This is a genomic window from Bowmanella pacifica (assembly GCF_014645355.1).
GTDB lineage: Bacteria > Pseudomonadota > Gammaproteobacteria > Enterobacterales > Alteromonadaceae > Bowmanella > Bowmanella pacifica.
Genome location: NZ_BMLS01000002.1, coordinates 136,568 through 155,110, shown reverse-complemented (window position 1 = coordinate 155,110; position 18,543 = coordinate 136,568). Strand labels below are relative to the sequence as shown.

Sequence of the window (18,543 nt, the reverse complement as noted above, 5' to 3'; positions counted from 1 at the left end):
AGGTCTTGAAAAACACTACGAAATGATAATTCCGTACTGCCAGATTATGCTTTCGAAGCCTTGGCTGGTGTGAGCTGGCGGAATTTGGCCGGAGTGGTGCCGGTAAATTTCTTAAAGGCCGAGTAAAAGGTGGAAAGGGAGTTATACCCTGAGGCGTCAGCAATATCTTCGGCACTTAATGAGGCGTCTGACAGCAGTAGAGATTTAGCATGCTCAATGCGTTTCTCATTCAGGTAGTGAGGAAAAGACATAGCCAGGTTGTCGTTAACAAACTGCGATAATCTGGAGGTGTTAGTGCCCAGGCGTTTGGCCAGTTGTGCCAGGGTCAGGTTGGGATTCAGGAACAACTGCTCGTCGTGCATCAATTGGTTAAGCCTGACCAGCATCGCGGCCGCATCATCATGCGGAATTTTTTTATCCTGATAGCGGTGTTGTTGGCGTTCCCGGCGGGCAAGAACCGCCATCATGATGCTTAAGTAAAGGATCAGCGAAAAGCTCAGTGCACCACTGATATAAGAGGTATAGGCACCCGTGAAGTAGGCAAGCCAGATCACCGCCGTGCCCAGCCACACACTTAAGCAAAGTGTCTGTGGGTTGGATAAATCCAGCGGCTTTTGCCTGACTTGCTGCAGCAAGGGGCTAACGTGCCGCAGGCTGAGTAGCAGGTAAAACAGCCACACATAGTTCACCACTTTATACAGCACATCACCCCAGAGTGGGGCGTGGGTTTGATATGGATAAAGTACGCCGATAATGAGGATGGCCGACAGTGGCACCAATACATGGAGCCAGCGAGACTTGGGAAGGGGGGCCTGATGGCTTATCGACTGGCAATACAGATATAAAAAGGGCCCAATCAGCAAACAGGCAGACAGCCCAATTTGCAGGAAGACTTTGGCAAGATCCGGCGAGAAATAGAAAAACACCGACTTACCCACACGAATGCTAAGCATCAGCAGCAGACCACCAAGTAGCTCGTCACTTTGGCTGCGATGAGCTTTGCTTAGCAGGTAACCTACCAGCAATAAGGCGTTAAATACCCCCAGGGCGCTAAAGAAAAAAAGCAGTTGTATTGTCATTATGGTGCCTGCAGACAGGGTCTGCGTAGATCTTGTATTTGTGCTGGCCTCGTTCAGGCTATGGTGCCCTCCGGCATTGGCCAGTCTTGTCTGATGCTGACAACTATATCTTCTGAGATACATATGACAACAACAGAGCGCGGAGATTCGGGCTGATCTTGTCGAACAGCCCGATGATACAAGAGTGGGTAGGACGACACTGTCCTCATCAGGGGATCGCAGGCAGAGTGTTTGGGATTATCCCTGATGCTCCTTTAAGCCTGGTTTTCCATTCTCCAGATAGAAGCGCTTGAATAGTTCCAGCGGCGCACCTGGGGTGAATACCCGGTCAACTACCATCAGGTCGGCCTGCCATTTCTCTGGGGTAACAGTACAACGTGTATAGCCCCTTTTCACGGCGGTGGCTTTCAGATGAGGATTGAGGGCCAGCATGGATTTGGCCAGTTCATCCTGATAAACACCATCGCCGTTAGAGGTGATGGAGGTGGCCAGGAATTCGGCGCAAATAATGTCTTTACCATTGTCCTGCATCACATCGCAGGCATAGTGACGATGTGAGTCACCCGAGGCGACCACGGTTTTTCCTTTGGCATACCGTTCTATCTGGGATAACAGGCGTCGGCGGCTGTGCAGATAGCCAGACCAGGTATCCATGGGATACATATCCTCGCCGTCCTTTTGGCGATGAATTAAATGACCAAAATGTACTTGTTGGGCGAGTAAGTTCCAGTGGCTGCGGCTGTTGGCAAGTTGCTCAAATAACCAGGCTTCCTGAGCATCCCCCAGCATGGTGCGTTTATCTGAGTAGACTTCTGGCGATTTTACGCCGTCAGCCAACTGATCACTGCGATATTGCCGGGTGTCGAGAATGTAGGCGTTTAGCAACTTGCCATATTGTGCGCTGCGGTACATTCGCATATCACCGTTTTGTGGAAATGAGCGCAATCTCAGCGGCATGTTTTCATAATAGGCCTGTAGCGCCATGGCTTTTCGGGTTTGGAAAAGTAACGGTGGGGTGCCGTCCTGATCGATATTGCCCGCCCAGTTATTGTCTATTTCGTGATCGTCAAAGCTGACAAACCAGGGGGCGCTGGCATGGGCGCGTTGCAGGTGAATATCCAGTTTGTACAGGGCGTAACGGCGTCGATAATCTTCAATACTATAGATTTCCTGTCCAACTACCCGTCGTGCGGCTGCCCAGTGTTCCCCACGGTTAGGAAAAGGGCCAGTGCCTTTGTCTTTGTACTCGTAGATGTAGTCGCCGTAGTGGAAGATAAAATCCAGGTCTTCATTGGCGATATGATCCCATGCGGTATACAGGCCATGTTCGATGCTTTGGCAGCCGGCAATCACAAATTTTACCTGGCTCACATCGGCATCAGGTAAGGGCAGGGTTTTACTGCGGCCATGCACACTGCGCTCGCTGCCACATTTAAAACGATACCAATACAGAGTATCAGCCTTAAGCCCGGTAATCTCCGCGTGTACCGCGTGCCCAAGCTCCGGGGCGGCGACGGCAGTGCCTTTTTGCGCTATGCGTTTAAATGCAGGGTCTTCAGCTACTTCCCAGTGTACTCGCATAGGCACCATATGCATGCCGCCATGCTCAGCTACAGGTTCAGGGGCGAGCCGGGTCCAGATTACAAAGCCGTCGCTGTCAGGATCGCCGGATGCCACGCCAAGCTGAAAAGGATTTATTCTGAAGCTGGGGTATTCATATATCCCCTTACGCTCCTGCCGGGCGGCCAACACCTGTGAAGACAAACAAGAGAGCAAGCTGATGCCGCCCAGCGACATGGCTCCCTTGATAAATGTGCGCCTGTCTGTTCCTTTCATAATGACTCCAATACTGAGGCTGCCAATATGCTTATGTGGATTGCAGCCTGGAATAAAAGACAAGGGCAGAGGTGATTCTGCCCTTTATTATCTATACCTTGCGGGAAGCTTAGAATTGATACCGTGCGCCCAGCAGGATCCTTCTGTCCAACTGACCAGTGTCATGGGGCAGGCCCATGCGTGATACCGTTTCCAGACGCTGCTCGGTGATGTTTAATACCTGAAGCTGAATGCTTAAATCGTCAGACAGGTTGTAGCTGGAAGAGAAATCCAGTTGGCCGCGTGCATTCTGGAAAACCGGTACGCCGAAGCTGCCAGACATGGACTCAACAAAGTCGCTGCGATAGGCATAAGACAGCCTGGCGTCAAAGTTGCCATTGTCGTAGTAGATAATGGCGTTGTAGCTGTTCTTGGAAATACCCGGCAGGGCCGCGACATCTCCTTTGGTGTCTTTGCCGTCTTCAAAGGCCGCGTCACTGTCGGCATAGGTGTAATTAAAGATACCGCCAAAATCTGCCAGGGATTCATGCAGGAATTCAAAGTTAGACTGCACGATAAACTCCAGCCCCTTGAGATCATTCTTATCGCCGTTTGATGGGATAGAGAAGGTAATAGGGCCAGTTACCCATTCGCCGGTAACTTGCGAACGGAACTCTCTGTCTTCCACCATGGAACTGGTGACAATCAGCCCATCAATGTTTTTATAGAACAGATTGAACGCCAGCAGACTCTCTTCCGAAAAGTAATACTCCATGCCCACATCCAGGTTATCGGACGTGAAAGGTGACAGGTTTGGATTACCAGCGCTGCCGGTACCGCCACTTTCATCAATGCCAAAGTAGCTGGTGGATACCCGCAGTTGCATCAGGGTCGGACGGGTCAGGGATTTTGAATAAGACGCCCTGATTTGCATGTCCGGTGTCACTTCATAGCGCAGATTCATGCTAGGCAGTAGCTGTGAGTAGTCATTGTTGACTTCGGTAGGAGTGGAATAATCATTGGCCACCTCATAGCCATAAGAGGTCTGTCTGGTGTCTACAAAACGCAGACCGGCGTTAAAGTACAGATCCTCGGTCTCAAAGGTGATCTCACCATACAGAGCAAGGGTTTTTTCGTCACCAGAGTAGGTATTTTGTGCCGCACGGGACTGGTAATTCACCAGCACCGAGCCTGGGAGCGTGACCCCTTCAATGGTTTCGGTCACCAGTTGGCCGGTTTGTGGGGCCCAGTATTCGCTGACATCGAAACCGTTAACAAAGTACATATCCAGCAGCTTGTTAGGGTCTGCCGTTATGATTTGATTGGGGAAAGACGCCGGCGCATCGTTAATATTGAAATCTTCCAGAATCAGGGCATCGGCCAGGGTAGGCAGGGTGGTTAAATCGGTATCTTTGGCGGCATTGTCCACGGCCAGATACATGTATTCTCGACTTAACTCACGGTCAGAATAGCGAGCGCCAAAATCAATATGGCTGATAGGGCCAGAATCAAAGTAACGGGTAAAGTCGACCTTAGTGCTGAACTCACTGTCCTTATCGGTAGAGGGGCGAATTAAGATGACGTTAAGCATGTATTCTTCTGCCATTGCCGGGTCGGACAAGTCGAGCCCAGGGGAAGACCACTCGATAAAATCACCATTCACATTGTAGCTGACCGGGTAACGCACCAACTGACCCGTGCTTAGGTCCCCTCGGGCAAATGACAGCAATGAGGAGGCTGTATCGCGTGTACGGTCTGAATAACCGATGTAGGGTTTAATTTCCCACTGATCATTGGGCTGATAGCTGGCCGAGGCCGAGATAAGGAAAATATCTTCCTGCGAGTCACTGTCATTGGTGGCGATGCGGTTTTGTACATCGGTAATAGTGGCTGACTGAATAACACCATCCACAATGTTGGCGTTTTCTATGGCTTTAAGCTGGCTTTCCGGCGGCGCATCAGCGCGGGTGAAAATCCGGTCTCCTTCTAAGGAGCCGTATATGCCGTCGAGCTTGATTTCCAGGTCTTCTGAGGGCCTATACTGGAAACCCAATGTGGCGCCAATGGTTTCCCTTTCGTCGGTATTGATTTCATAGTTGATGGTCGATGGAACCAAGCTAGTCAGTTCTTCCTGTGTTGCCGTGGCGTGCAGGTCACTGGTTCCACCTGCTCCCAGAGCCCTGGCTGAAATACCGCCGTTGGAATGAGTTACGTAACGGGTGTCGGAATAGGCAATAGACGCGGTCAGGCCGAAAACGTCATCCCAGTTCTGGCTGATAAGACCCGCAAATCTGGGGCCGATGTCGTCGGCGTTTTCAGCGTATTGTCCCTGAGCCGAGACAGAGGCATTAAAACCTTCACGCTTAAGGGCTTCAGGGGTAGACAGTTGGATTAGTCCTGCCAGGCCACCTTCTGTATCTTTGGCGTTAAAAGACTTTTTTACCACGGCGTTGGAAAACAGCTCCGAAGCCAGGATTTCAAAGTTAAAGCCGCCACCTGTTACATTGCTGATAGGGCCGGTGATACCGTTAATTTCCACTCTGGAATAAGCCGGTCCTAAGCCTCGCAGGTTTATTGAACTACCATCGCCAAAATCGTTGCGGGTTAAGGTTACCCCAGGTACACGCTGTAAAGACTCAGAGATATTAAGATCGGGGAACTTACCGATATCTTCGGCAGATATGGCATCAATAAAACTACCGGAATCCCGCTTTTGATTGAGGTTATTCAGAATGCTGCCGCGCACACCTTTAACAACGATTTCTTCCACAGGCTCTTGCTGGCTGTTGTCCTGGGCGTAGGTGGTGGACACGCCCATTAGCAACAATGTGCCGGTGGGTACCAGAGCGGCTTTTAGGCTGGTATGTAGTTTGCTCTTCTTCATTCTGATTAAACACCTTAAAAATGGCTGAATCTGTGTTCAGGTTTTATGTATCGTGGCAGTATTTAATATTATGTTTGTGACAGTTTTAAGAAAGTCATGTTTTATTTGTGTATTTAATGAAGCGAGCAAGTGGTGAGTGTTGCGGTCCGGACGTAAAGCTGTGTCTCCCTTTATCGTCCTGGACCGCGTGACTATTGCACTTTTGCATGGGGAGGGCTGAGGACAAGTAACGCATTAGCCACGGGTCTTAATGCGTTTTGGTGAGAAGACGGGGAGTTGACCACCTGGTTGTTGATCACCATGGTGGTGGAGCCTCCGCCATCCAGGTTTATTCCGTCATAGGCCCCCAGTGCCAACATCAAATGGCGCAGTTCTTCTATGCTCAGACCTGCACTCACGCCAGGCTGTCTGCCATCAACGGTCACCAGTAAAATATTGCCCTTAGCCGTGATGCCCAGTGCGGTTCGCGGGTTTCTTAAATTAATCCAGCGATGAACCAGCAAGCGCCGTTGATGGTCAGCAGAAGTACTGAGCTGCCATCCCTCTATATGTTCCCGCCTGCTTGCTTGTCCGTGATAAAGCAGCGTTGGCCCGGCCGCCAGCGCTTCTATATTATCCGAGCTCAGCATGGGCTGGCCGTTTTCCTCGCTGACATCAAATGCCACAGTGAGGGTAGATTTATCTTTTAACTTCGCTTGTAGATAGGGGCGCAGATTGCCTGTCGCCGTTAAAATATAATCATCAGACTGGCTATCAGGATGAAAGGCCGAGAGTTGCCCTTGCGCATTGATACTGACCGACAGGGTGTCTGGCCCTGGTTCAAAACCAGCCTCTCGTGTGAGCAATACCAGCTCATTGCTGCGCAGGCAGGTTTTATCGTGTGCTGCCAAAGCACTGCCTTGTGCATCCCCAATACCGCAGTTTCTGACTTTGCCTGCGGCTCGGTTGATACCTGCGACCGGGCTAATGTCGCCGTCGTCCCAGAATAGCCGGATGTCAGTAAGCGAATACACCAACTTTGCGGTTAATTGGGGGGTATTTTGGATGACCACAGCCGGTTGATGATTTAATCCCTCACTTAGCAGCCGCCCATTTTCGATGAGCAACCCAGTGGGATCGCCAACCACCCCGTCTTGCTCATGCATCACAAAGAAGTTGGCATTGATGGCCGCAATAGCTTCACTTCGCTCGGCCAGTTGCAGCACCGTTTCCACGCCCTGTACTTGATTACCCGCCAAGCGATTTGCCAGTCTGCCTTCAAAGGCATTTACCTCAATTTCCAGGACATTGATATGCCATGTCCCCATGGCGCTTAGCGGGTGATATTCGGCATAACCAATTTGCAGCGGCGTCTCGAGTGGTGGCAGTGCGTGTAATTCTTGCTGAGCGGCCGAGTGACTGGCAAAACGGCCCAAAATCACTGTCTGATACTCCTTATCTGGCATACCTGGAACGCTAAAGCGCTCGCTTTCAAGCGCTGTTACCCCATGCTGGCGCAGTGTGTCTGTCAGTTGCTTATGTCCTTGCTCAGACAGCAATGGGGAGGAGTAGATATACCAGGGCTGCTTATCTGCTTTGGCGGTACTGACAACCTGAGCAACATGGTGATGCAGGCCTTCTCTAACAGGTTGCTTGCTGTAGGAGAGCACTCTTTGTTGTGCAGCGAAGATAAAATTGTCCGCTGTGATTTCCCCTGCTAGTAATGTATTGCAGAAGGTTGTTAGCGTATAAGTGAACGCCAATAGGCTTATTGGCTTGGTATAGGAATGGTTGCTGCTCATTGGGGGCTTGTATCCGATTAAATTTTCCAGACTAGCTTATTAATGACCTCTTGCTTTGTAAATACCGTCGCGGGTGTTAATATTCGGATATACCGCATCTGAGCAAAAGTTGATGAAAAATATTGAGTTGGCTGAGTTGATTCCCAGCCACATTGCTGTTTTGAGAGAAATACACCGACAGGGATCGGCCACGCGCGTAGATTTGGCAGAGTCGACGGGCTTATCCCCCCAGTCGTTAACCCGCTTGACTAAAGAGCTGCTTAACAAGGGGTTGATTGTTGAAGGTGAACGCCGCCAGAAACAGCGTGGCCAGCCAGCGATTTTTCTGTCAATTAAGCCCAGTAAGCTGATTTCCATTGGCTTGGTGATTGAGCATGATGCCATTACCTGCACCGCCAAAGAATTGGGCGGTGAACAGTTGGTGTTCTTGAAAAAACAAGGCAATTTTGAGCAGGCCGCCTTTGCCATTGAGCAGGTTAATCTGATGCTCAACGCGGTGATTGCACAGTGCCCGGATGATGCTTATGGCTTAGGTATTGGTGTGTCTATCCCGGGCTTTTTTGATAAGCAAAACGAGGTGTGGCGACTGATATGCTGGTTGGATACCGAGGGATGGAAACAAGTAAACCTTGATACATTTTTGGATGCATCGGCTACTTTCCCCGTATACATAGAGAATGACGGAAGATCAGCGGCCATCGGGCAAGCGGTTGAAGGGGTGGGAAGAAATGTCGGGAGTTTCTTCCAGTTGTTGATGACTAAGGGCATCGGCGGGGGCTTTGTTAAACAGGGTAAGTTGTTGCGCGGCAGTAACGGTAATGCCGGGGAATTTGGTTTTTTCAGTACCAACAGCGACCCTGAAACCATTCAATACTATCAGCCCACTACCGAGTGCCTTGATCATTACCTGCAGGAAAAATGGGGTAAGCCACTGGCCACTGCCGATCTCAATAAGGCGCTGCATGAGCAGGAACCCCACTTACAACACTGGCTTAACCGAGCCGTTTCCCATATCGAACCAGGACTGAATGCCATTATCGCGCTGTTGGACCCACAGGCCATTATTCTGGCTGGCCGCTTGCCTTTGGTTATTCGCCAGGAGTTGAGCAAGCGTGTCAGGTTGTCAGGGGTAACCTATGGGCAGTACCGGGCACCACTACCGCAAATTATTGTCGCTCCCGAGCAGGATAGCCTGATACTGGGGGCGTCCACCCTGCCGGTTGCACGCTATTTTTACGCGGAGTAATCAATCAAAGGCAATACGAGCAAGTTGGGTTTTGTGATATCGCAAATACCCGAGCGAACAGCATAGGCAGGCTAGGCTGACGGCCAGTTGGTAGCCGTGCAGGGAAAAACAGGCGCCAATAAAGGCCAGTAGTGAATAGATCAGCATAATGCTGGCGAGCCAGAGTTTTACCAGCATGACAAAGGGCACCTGAGCGGCAGGGGAGGGCATGGGCTCGTCCGTTAGCCGCCAGCCTATTCCTGATACCTGCACTTTGTTTTGGAATGCCTGCGTAACAGAGTTGGCCTGTTTACCCGCAGTGTAATGACTAACCAGCAGGGTGAGCAAACCTGTCACAACGATATTACTGCTGAGAATAATGGCGAACATTTCTCCGTTGCTGTTATCCACGGAAAAATACAGCAGATTCCCCAGTGTGACGCTGATGACTATGGCGGCAATCTCGGCATAAATCGTCATCTTCCACCAGTACCACCTGGCGATAGCCGCTACCGCTGTGCCGGCCTGAATAATCAGAATGTACTTGTAGATACCAATAATGCTGACCGAGGTATTGGCAGTGGCAATAAGAAATGCCAGTAACGCCAGCAATATCACCGCGCTGCGTTCAATTAAGGCGTTTTTGGGGCCCGCATCTGGCTGGCGTGGGGGGAAAATATCATGAACAAAATAGCTGGCGCCCCAGTTCAGACGGGAATCCAGGGTACTCATAAATGAGGCCACAAAGGCAAACAGCAATAAAAGCAGGCCACCGCCGGGAAAAAACTGTGTGGCCATAGGGAAGTACACCGACTCGCTGTTTTCTGCTCCGGGAAAATACACCAATGCAATGGCGCCCAGCAAGAACCACGGCCAGACACGCAGTACATAATGAATACCAATGAAAGTCAGGGAAGTCAGAAAGGCATCCTTTTCTGATTTGGCCGAGACCAGCCGCTGTACAAATAGGCCATCGCCGGGCACTGAGTACCACCATCCAAACAGCAGTAACAGCCAAAAAGACAGGTTGTCTGGCTGACCGAGAGAAAACCGCGCGTCCTTATCAGGTATTTTGTCCATTAGGGACAGCCAGCCGCCGTGTTCAGCACTCGCGTTAATCACGGCAATGCCACAGAGTAAGAAGCTGACGAAGAGCACCACAACAAACTGCAACATATCGGTTTGTACAACGGCTTTAAATCCAGACATCAGGGTGTAGAAAATTACCCCTACCATGATCAAGGCTGTGCACAGCACCGCAAGTTGATAACTGGATAGGGGGAGATTTAGCGCGGCGCGGTCGATCACAAACTGCAGCAGGATAACAAATGAATAGGTGACCGATGCCAGCACCAGTACATTGATAATACCGGCATCAATAAAGGCATTGATTTTGCGATAGACTCTGGCCGGGGCTTGTTGGCCATAACGTAGGGAAATGATTTCTGCGCTGGTGGTAACGCCGGAGCGGCGCCACAATCTGGCAAAGAAAAATAAGGTAGCCAGGGAGCCCGGTGCGCTAATTAGCCAGAACCAGTTCTCACTGATACCCCCATGATAAAATGCCCCGGAGATAAGTAATGGGGTATCCGAGGAGATAGAGGTTACCGCTGCGGAGCAGCCCAGAATCAGCCAGGACGTGGAATGCCCCCCGGTGAAACGATCAAAGGTCAGTTGGTGTTTCTTAAAACGGGCTGTGCACCAACCCAGCATACTGACAGCAGCCACAGTAAACAGCCATTCCACAGTGCCCATGCAAGACTCTCACATCGTCAAAAATCAATCTGGTGGTAAAACATCTAATCAACAAGCGAGGCGCAAGGCCGGACAGGCAAGGGCATACTTCTACCGACGGGAGTTAACAATAGCTTTGGCCGGGCAGCCTACAGGACAAATATGACATTACGACGACAGGCGTTGTCGATGGGGTTTGCTCAGGGGAGTAGGGCGAGGGGGGCTTTTTTCGCCCCATAAAGAGAGGGCTCAGTCTATGAAACTGAGCCGATGAAACTACTTAATAGCGCACGCAGTTGCGACCGGAGCGTTTGGCTTCATACAATTTGGCATCGGCTTCGTTCAGCAAACGCTGATAATCCGGATGCCCATTAAAGGTGGCTACCCCTAAAGAGGCTGTGGCTTTTACATGCCGTTGGTCGGCCAGTTCAATGTGCAGTTGTTCAATCCCAACCCGAATACGTTCGGCCAGTTTAACGGCATCTTCCAAGCCCAGTTCTGGTGCCACCACTAACACTTCTTCGCCGCCATACCTGAAAACATAATCGGTTAGGCGAATCTTGTCTTTAATGGTTTTGCTGGCGTGTCGAAGCACAATATCGCCAGCGCCATGGCCGTATATGTCGTTAATCCGTTTAAAGTGGTCCAGGTCCAGCATAATGACCGAGAAGCTGTTTTGCCCCTGCAGCGCCATTGCCGTTTCTTGCTGAAGTATTGGGCTTAAGAAGCGTCTGTCCAGCAAGGTGGTCAATGAATCTTGTTTGGACTCTTTGGCTAGATTGCGATCGGCTTCATCGGTAAGTAGCCAGATAATTTCCTTTAGCGTGTCGGTCAGCTTTGCTGCCTGCTCCCTTTCGTTCTCGGTGTCTGATTTGGCCAATGCGGTGCAGGCTTGGTCAGCGAGTTCTAAGGCTGCGTTAATATCCCCGGCGCGCTTAGTGTCGGCAGAAATCAATGGCAGCTTATGCCGGATCCACAGCCCGAAATCTTTTTGAAAAAGCGATTCATTAAAGGCATCGGTGGAGAACTTGTGCGCCAGTAAGGTGCTGGTCATCCACTGGTATATGCTTGATTTAATTCGTTCAATCTCCAGCGCCACTTCCTGCGCTGACGATGCGGTAATAAATTCCTGGGAGGTGCGCTCATTGGTCACTTTCCCTCGCATATAGGAATCATTAATAATGCTGAGCGCGGAGTCCAGCAGGCGGTTGAGGGTGGTAACTGCCTCGGCGGTTTCCTGCGTTGAATGCTTGGCGAGGATTAGGGTGGTAAAGATCTCACCTTTTAAGATTGTCATGCCCACGTCAACCAGAGACATAGGGATCTCTGCCCTGGCATGCACTTCTCCGACGCTTTGGTGGTAGCGCATCGAATCTACAACATATTCTTTGGTTTTGGGCTTGGTGGTTTCTCTTAACCATTTGGTCATTGAGGTCTTGAGTCGTTGTTCCACCAACTCATTGCTTAAAAATTTTGCCGAGCCTGGATCTGACAACAGCACATCATAAAACTTGTCGACATATCGGGTCAGGTTGGGTTCGATAAGAGGCTGAATTCGTTCCAACAGCGCATTGGTTTGTGGAGTGAAGATGCTTCCATAGTAGTAATGATCAATCATACTCATCTGCTAATTACCTATCTCTGAGCGAAGCGGGGCTGTATTTGGGTACACAAACATCCTGTACGGGCACAGTCCTTGTAGTCTCCTCTGTTTCCAATGAATTGGCTCTGAAGAGTATAAGTTAGGTTTCACAATTACCAGTGAATTTGCCCAAGATCAGATACCTGACCGATTGAAAGCGGCAAGGCCCGGAAAAGTACCGGCTAGACTGGTTGGCCATCGGCAATTTCGAGCACTGATATTGCACCGCTAAGCCGTCCTTTCTGAGGTTGCTACGCTGGCGGAAAATGGGGGAATAGATGAAAAGAGATGGCTTAGGGGGGAAGCATTCCCCCAAGCCATCACTGACGGACAGAGCAAGTTGCTCCACCGGCAATCTTATTGCTTAAGTTTTTGCTGGCTGAAGTAGGCGGCCAAATCGGCGGCGTCCTGGTCGCTGAGATTGGCTACCATAGGGGCCATCATCGCACTCATGCCGCCGCTGCGCTGACCATCTCGATATGCTTTAATGGCAGACTCCAGGTATTGGGCATGCTGCCCCGCCAAATTAGGATACATGGCAGCAATGCTGTTGCCATCGCCCCCATGACAGGCGGCACAAGTAGTGGCTTTGGCCTTGCCAGCCTCGGCGTTGCCTGCCGCCTGCGCGTTGTCGCCCAGGCTGAGGTATAAGAAAGCGGGCAGTGTCAGATAGAGTAATTTCATAAAAGCCTCTTCAAGTCAGGATGCATTCGGTATTGGCCTTATGGCCTGGCGTCAGTTTGGTAAAAGTCCAGCGAGGAATTCAGCACTGGGGTGACGATGTTGGTGCGAACCACATAATCACCAAAGCCTTCTTCACTATTTCTGTCCTGGCTCCAGCGACTAATCAAGCCTTCCAGTGTACTCAGAATATCTTCGATTCTTTCATTGCTTTGGTACAGCCTGGGGATGCGTGTGCCCTGGCGGTTTCCGCCCAGATATAAGTCGTAGCGCCCCTGCGCTCTGCCAACCAGACCCACCTCGGCCAGCATGGCGCGGCCGCAGCCGTTGGGACAGCCGGTTACCCGGAAAATAATCGACTCATGAGCCAATTGATTGCTGGCCAGCATATCGTCCAAGTGCTGAACAAGCTCTGGCAGCAGTCGCTCCGCTTCGGCCATGGCCAGCGGGCAGGTTGGGAAAGAAACACAGGCCATAGCGTCTTGCTGCTGAGGCGTGAGGGCTTTGTCGATCAGGCCATGTTCCAGGGCGATGGCGGTGATGGCTTCCCTGTCTTCGCTTGCTACGCCGGCCACAATAATGTTCTGGTTCGGGGTCAGACGAAAATCCCCTTTGTGGATAGCGGCAATTTTAGCCATGCCGGTTTTACGCATCAGACCGGGCTGGTCGATAAGGCGGCCGCTGGGGATAAATAAGGTCAGATGCTGCTTACCGTCTATGCCTGCGATCCAGCCGATGCGGTCACCGCGGCTGGTGAATTCATAGGGCTGAATGGGGGCGAACTGGCAGTGCGCGCGCTGTTCCACCTCGGCCTTGAATGTTGCCACGCCAACTCTGTCCAGGGTGTATTTGGTTTTGGCATTGCGCCTGTTGCTTCTGTCGCCCCAATCGCGCTGTACAGAGACCACGGCTTCGGCCACCGCCAGCACATGCTCAAGAGAGATAAAGCCGAATTCGCTGGCCAAACGCGGGTAAGTGCTGGTATCGCCATGGGTCATGGCCAGGCCGCCGCCCACCAACACATTAAAGCCAATCAGTTTGCCCGCCTCTTCGATAGCCACAAAGTTAAGATCGTTGGCATGAATGTCCACATCGTTTTGTGGTGGGATTACGATGGCGGTTTTGAATTTACGTGGCAGGTAGCGCTCACCCAGTATGGGTTCGCTCTCTGGCTGCTGGACCTTCTCCCCGTCCAGCCAGATTTCCGCGTAGGCGTTGGTTTTGGGCAGCAGATGCTCGGAGATTTTTTTCGCCCACTCGTAGGCCTGTTGGTGTAATTCACTTTCTATTGGATTGGAGGTGCAAAGTACATTGCGGTTTACATCGCCGGCGGTGGCTTTGGCATCCAGTCCCAGTTGGTTGAGCAGTTGGTGTACTGGTTTGATATTGTGTTTTAGCACCCCGTGCAGCTGCACGGCCTGGCGGTTGGTTACCCGAATGGAGCCGTATTCGGTGCGCTGACCGGCAAACTCATCAATGCCCAGCCATTGTTTGGGGCTGATGATCCCGCCTGGGAGGCGGATCCTCAGCATCACGCTGTGCAGCGGCTCCAATTTCTGTTTGACCCGTTCGGCGCGGATATCGCGGTTGTCTTGTTGATACATGCCGTGAAAGCGGATCAATTGGAAGTTATCGCCGTTAAAGCCGCCGGTCATGGGATCGCTGAGATCGTCATGGATGCTGCCGCGCAGAAAATTACTCTGGGCTTTGAGGCGTTCGTTGTCGGATAAGGGCTTTTTGGTCATGACTTAACTCTTGTTGGGGCAGGGCGCTACCAAGCGCCGCTGCCTGCGTAGAAGATGGTTTCTCTGGCTAAGGATTCGCCGCTGGCCAGCTCTTCGATATAAAAATGGATATCGTTCTTTTTCTGTCCCGGGGTTTTGGGAACCGACACGGCCAGCACGGTGGTGGCGTGCTCACCGGCAGCCACTTCAATCTGAGTTGGGCCGTTGATTTGCATGCCCTGTAGCCCTTCAGCGCGAATGCTGTAGTGCTTGCTGTGCTGGGATTTATTCAGTGTCTTAAGCACAAAGGTGTTTTCTATATCGCCCTGGTGATTAATGCGGTACAGAGACTGACGGTCGCGACTTACACTGACCTCAAAGTCATGGCGATGCGCCGCCCAGACAAACATCATGGTGACCGTCAGCAGTACTGCTGCACCATAGCCCAGATGGGCACCCCAGGTACTTTTGCTGCCACTGTCGACGGCATAACGAATCAGGCCTCTGGGATAGTTGAATTTATCCATGGTGTCGTCACAGGCATCCACGCACAATCCGCAGTTGATACATTCGTATTGCAGGCCGTCACGTATGTCGATCCCCACAGGACACACCTGCACGCACAAATTACAGTCGATACAATCGCCAACGCCCTCGGGTTTGGCGGCACCGCGTTTTCTGGGGCCGCGGGACTCACCGCGGGTTGCATCATAGGCAACCAGCTTGGTGGACTTGTGGAACATGGCGGACTGAAAGCGGGCATAAGGGCAGATATGCTGGCACATTTTTTCGCGCAGCCAGCCGCCGTTGATATAAGTACAGACCGCAAAGAACCATACCCAGCCCTGAATAAGCAGGCTGGCTTCTAAGGTAAAGAACTCTGAATACAATTCCCTGGCGGGCACAAAATAGGAGATAAACACCAGTGCTGTACCCAGTGACATGGCCACCCACAGGCTGTGCTTGAGGCTTTTTTTGGCTAGTTTCTCGCCGCTCCAGGGCTGTTTATCCAAGGTGCGGCTATGGCTGTGACTGCCTTCTACCCGCCGTTCTACCCAGTTGAACATCAAGGTCCATACCGTTTGCGGGCAGGTATAGCCGCACCACACCCGACCATACAGTTGGGTAACATAAAACAGCAGAAAGGCGCCTAAGATAAACAGCAGCGCGAATATGGCCAGATCGTGCGGGTACAGGGTAACGGAAAAGATAGCTAAGGTTTGCTGGCCAATATCGAACAGTATTGCCTGGCGACCGTCGAATTGTATCAGTGGCAACAGTACAAACAGTCCCACTAACAGAATGTTCAGATAGCGGCGGATACGCTGGAACCGACCGTTCTGTTCACGAATGTAAATCTTGGCCGGCGAAGCAGGCACCTTAAGAATAACGTGCTGCTCAGAGATGGATGATTTATCCATGTTACCCCCACAGGATCTGGCTTAAAGACCCGCGGAAGTGTAAGGATTAATTCTGTCTGTAATAGATACAATAAAGTAAATTACAATAGGTACAGATTGGGTAGCCGACGCACAGATATGACGAGTTTTATTTATGAACAACTGGCACAACGTTTCAGCGAGCAGATCCATACCGGGCTCTGGCGTCCCCAGCAGCGTTTGCCCTCTATTCGCCAGCTCAGTGAAGAGTTTGGGGTGGCTAAGATCACCGTGCAGCATGCGCTGCATAAATTAGAAGCCAGTGGCCTGGTGGAAGCCCGGCCCCGCTCTGGCTATTTTGTCTGTCAACGCTCGGTACCCGCGGTGCCGTCGTCTAAGCGGTTGCTGAATACCCAGCCGAGCCTGGTGAATATGCCGCTGATTTTTCAGGATATTATGGCCAGAAGCGCGGCCTTTGATTTGTGCCCAGGCGCCCCCGTTAATGAGCCTGCCAGCCACCTGTTGCAGCTTAACCGCCATATTGGCCGGGCCATGCGCCAGCAATTGCACCACAAAGCGCTGTATTACACCGGCCCGCAGGGAAATCCGGCCTTAAGAGAACAAATAGCGCTGCTCTACCAGGGGCGCAACTGTCCGCTGGATGCCGAGGCCTTGTGTATCACGGCTGGCTGTCAGAATAGTTTGTTCCTGGCGTTGATGAGTTGTTGTGAGCCTGGCGATACGGTGGCGGTAGAAAGCCCGGCATTTTATGGGGTGCTGCAATTGCTGCAACAGCTACGACTGAAAGTGGTGGAAATTCCAGTGTCACCCACCTTGGGCCTAAAAGCCGCCGATCTTGAAGCTGTAGTGCGCAAGTGGCCGGTTAAGGCCTGTGTTATTACCGCTAGCTTTGCCACCCCCACAGGCGCCTCGATTCCTGGCGAGGAAAAACGCCAGTTGGTGGCTCTGGCAGAGCAATACGGGCTCACCCTGATTGAAGATGATATTTACGGCGATCTTGGTTTTCACTTTCGTCCCGAGCCGCTTAAAGCTTTTGATAAAAACGGCAACGTGATCTTGTGCAGCTCTATCTCCAAATCGCTGTCCAGAGATCTACGCTTAGGCTGGATAGCCGGAGGGCGCCACCACGACAAAATTGTGCATCTTAAGCTGATTAACCAATTGGCCAGCGGTCAGGCCATGCAAGAAGGGCTGGCCAGCTTTATGGCCGAAGGGCACTACAAACGCCATTTGCTGCAATATCGCCAGCAACTTAAGCGCCAGCGCGACGATTTACTCAAGGCACTAAACGCGCTGTGGCAGTTTCCTTTTCGTTATACCGTGCCAGAAGGCGGCATTGCCCTGTGGCTAGAGCTACAAAAACAGCAGGATACCGCCCGCTATTACCAGCCCCTGCTAATGGAAAACATTGTGATCACCCCCGGCGCACTGTTCTCCACCCAAGGGCATTTTAACAACTACCTGCGCTTAAGTTTCGCCCACCCGGCCACAGGCCCAAGACGCCAGGCCCTGGCAAGATTGGCTGGGGTGTTTGCTGGTAGGGGATAAGTCGAAGCAAATAACCTTGTGGGAGCAAAGCTCTGGCTAATGTCTTGTGATTGCAGTGAATTTCGGGTCAGGGTTTTAGGTGTTCTGACTCCTTTGCTCTTGGGCCGTGGCTGAGAACTTTACAGCTATTGTATTAGTGACTATGTTGACTAGGACATGTTCTAGTGAAAGGATTTCTAACATGAGTTCCGCGTCAATTGAATTGTTGCGGGAGAAGGTTGGGGTTCTAGGCAAAATCTATTCTTCAGCGGCCTTTGTCTACGAGCAACTCTTCGGTTCAGCCAAAAGTGCTAACGAAACCTATAAAGTTCTGCAGCCCTTGTTAGAGCCTGCATCTATGCGCTATGGCCGAGATTCTGAGGAGTTTACTAACCTTCTTGATAAAATTGCCGAACTGGCTCCCTGTGGTGCGGTGAGAAGAAACTTCAGAAGGAAGTACGTGGAAAATAAGCATGGATGGAAGGAACTCCCTGCAGATCCCGACGTAATTATGTTTGGCTATTGGTGGTGAATATGCAAAGACCAGGTTGGAAGATCCTCTTTGTTGTTATCTTAATATCCAGTGTTTCCAGTATCTATCAAGCGTTTGATACACCGGAGGAATTAAAGCCTTCTCATCCTGCCTATGTCTCTGTACTGATCCTGATTTTTGAGGTCTTGACCTTGCTTTCCGCATTCTGCTGCGCATTCCAGAAGGTGGTTATTGACAGCATTCTGTTCTGGAAGTCAGTGCTGGCTGGCTTTGTACTGGTGAATGTGGTTGTTTTGTATATAGAATTCAGCGCACCAGGCGGATATAAAGCAAGTGAGCTGGCGATAATGGTGCCACTGTCACTGCTATTCCTGCTGTTGTATTCACTGCCAACTTACTTTTATTACTCGCATGATTTGCGCAAGCATGCAGATGGTGATGGAGAGGCAGAGGTTAGATGATTTCAAGTGTTCAGCCCCCTTGTTCTCCTGATCTAAAACTAGAGTTGGAACAGGCAGTTACTTAGATACATCGTTGTGCGGTAAGCTATCTCAATAT

13 protein-coding genes are annotated in these 18,543 nt (G+C 51.2%); 4 read left to right on the top strand and 9 right to left on the bottom strand.

What is annotated here, in order from left to right; all coding sequences use genetic code 11:
• Positions 1 to 44: 44 nt before the first annotated feature.
• The 4 genes from IEX02_RS06765 to IEX02_RS06750 form a co-directional block, all read right to left on the bottom strand.
• Complete coding sequence (locus IEX02_RS06765) at positions 45 to 1,079, bottom strand: AraC family transcriptional regulator (RefSeq protein WP_188692200.1); 1,035 nt, start codon at positions 1,077 to 1,079, stop codon at positions 45 to 47.
• A gap of 237 nt (positions 1,080 to 1,316) precedes the next feature.
• Positions 1,317 to 2,915 (bottom strand): alkaline phosphatase D family protein, encoded by a 1,599-nt coding sequence (locus tag IEX02_RS06760; RefSeq protein ID WP_188692197.1) that lies wholly within the window; start codon positions 2,913 to 2,915, stop codon positions 1,317 to 1,319.
• 109 nt (positions 2,916 to 3,024) lie between these two features.
• A complete protein-coding gene (locus IEX02_RS06755; RefSeq protein WP_188692194.1) occupies positions 3,025 to 5,778 on the bottom strand; it encodes a TonB-dependent receptor in 2,754 nt (917 codons plus the stop codon).
• A gap of 191 nt (positions 5,779 to 5,969) precedes the next feature.
• Positions 5,970 to 7,559, bottom strand: coding sequence for a phosphodiester glycosidase family protein (locus IEX02_RS06750; RefSeq protein ID WP_188692192.1), 1,590 nt, complete (start codon positions 7,557 to 7,559; stop codon positions 5,970 to 5,972).
• A 112-nt stretch (positions 7,560 to 7,671) separates the two neighbouring features.
• On the opposite strand from IEX02_RS06750, the gene IEX02_RS06745 reads away from it, so the two are divergent.
• The gene (locus tag IEX02_RS06745) at positions 7,672 to 8,805 is read left to right on the top strand and encodes an ROK family transcriptional regulator (protein ID WP_188692189.1); all 1,134 of its coding nucleotides are present in this window, start codon (positions 7,672 to 7,674) and stop codon (positions 8,803 to 8,805) included.
• Here the strand turns inward: IEX02_RS06745 and IEX02_RS06740 are convergent, their stop codons facing one another.
• The 5 genes from IEX02_RS06740 to ccoG form a co-directional block, all read right to left on the bottom strand.
• Positions 8,806 to 10,539, bottom strand: coding sequence for a sodium:solute symporter family transporter (locus IEX02_RS06740; RefSeq protein WP_188692187.1), 1,734 nt, complete (start codon positions 10,537 to 10,539; stop codon positions 8,806 to 8,808). It abuts the gene before it with no gap.
• Positions 10,540 to 10,798: 259 nt separating this feature from the next.
• Positions 10,799 to 12,142 (bottom strand): GGDEF domain-containing protein, encoded by a 1,344-nt coding sequence (locus IEX02_RS06735; RefSeq protein WP_188692184.1) that lies wholly within the window; start codon positions 12,140 to 12,142, stop codon positions 10,799 to 10,801.
• A gap of 375 nt (positions 12,143 to 12,517) precedes the next feature.
• On the bottom strand, positions 12,518 to 12,844 hold the full coding sequence (locus tag IEX02_RS06730) for a c-type cytochrome (protein ID WP_188692180.1): 327 nt from the start codon (positions 12,842 to 12,844) through the stop codon (positions 12,518 to 12,520).
• A 38-nt stretch (positions 12,845 to 12,882) separates the two neighbouring features.
• Positions 12,883 to 14,586 carry an assimilatory sulfite reductase (NADPH) hemoprotein subunit gene (gene cysI / locus IEX02_RS06725; RefSeq protein ID WP_188692177.1) on the bottom strand — a complete coding sequence of 568 codons (1,704 nt, stop codon included), beginning with the start codon at positions 14,584 to 14,586 and terminating at the stop codon, positions 12,883 to 12,885.
• Between the two features lie 26 nt (positions 14,587 to 14,612).
• Positions 14,613 to 15,986: a cytochrome c oxidase accessory protein CcoG gene (gene ccoG / locus IEX02_RS06720; RefSeq protein WP_188692175.1), complete on the bottom strand. Its 1,374-nt coding sequence runs from the start codon at positions 15,984 to 15,986 to the stop codon at positions 14,613 to 14,615.
• Positions 15,987 to 16,103: 117 nt separating this feature from the next.
• Between ccoG and IEX02_RS06715 the strand changes: the two genes are divergently transcribed.
• The 3 genes from IEX02_RS06715 to IEX02_RS06705 all read left to right on the top strand — a co-directional run bounded on the left by IEX02_RS06715 (position 16,104) and on the right by IEX02_RS06705 (position 18,446).
• The gene (locus IEX02_RS06715; RefSeq protein WP_188692172.1) at positions 16,104 to 17,513 is read left to right on the top strand and encodes an aminotransferase-like domain-containing protein; all 1,410 of its coding nucleotides are present in this window, start codon (positions 16,104 to 16,106) and stop codon (positions 17,511 to 17,513) included.
• 181 nt (positions 17,514 to 17,694) lie between these two features.
• Positions 17,695 to 18,024: a hypothetical protein gene (locus IEX02_RS06710; protein ID WP_188692169.1), complete on the top strand. Its 330-nt coding sequence runs from the start codon at positions 17,695 to 17,697 to the stop codon at positions 18,022 to 18,024.
• Positions 18,025 to 18,026: 2 nt separating this feature from the next.
• Positions 18,027 to 18,446: a hypothetical protein gene (locus IEX02_RS06705; protein WP_188692165.1), complete on the top strand. Its 420-nt coding sequence runs from the start codon at positions 18,027 to 18,029 to the stop codon at positions 18,444 to 18,446.
• Positions 18,447 to 18,543: the final 97 nt, after the last annotated feature.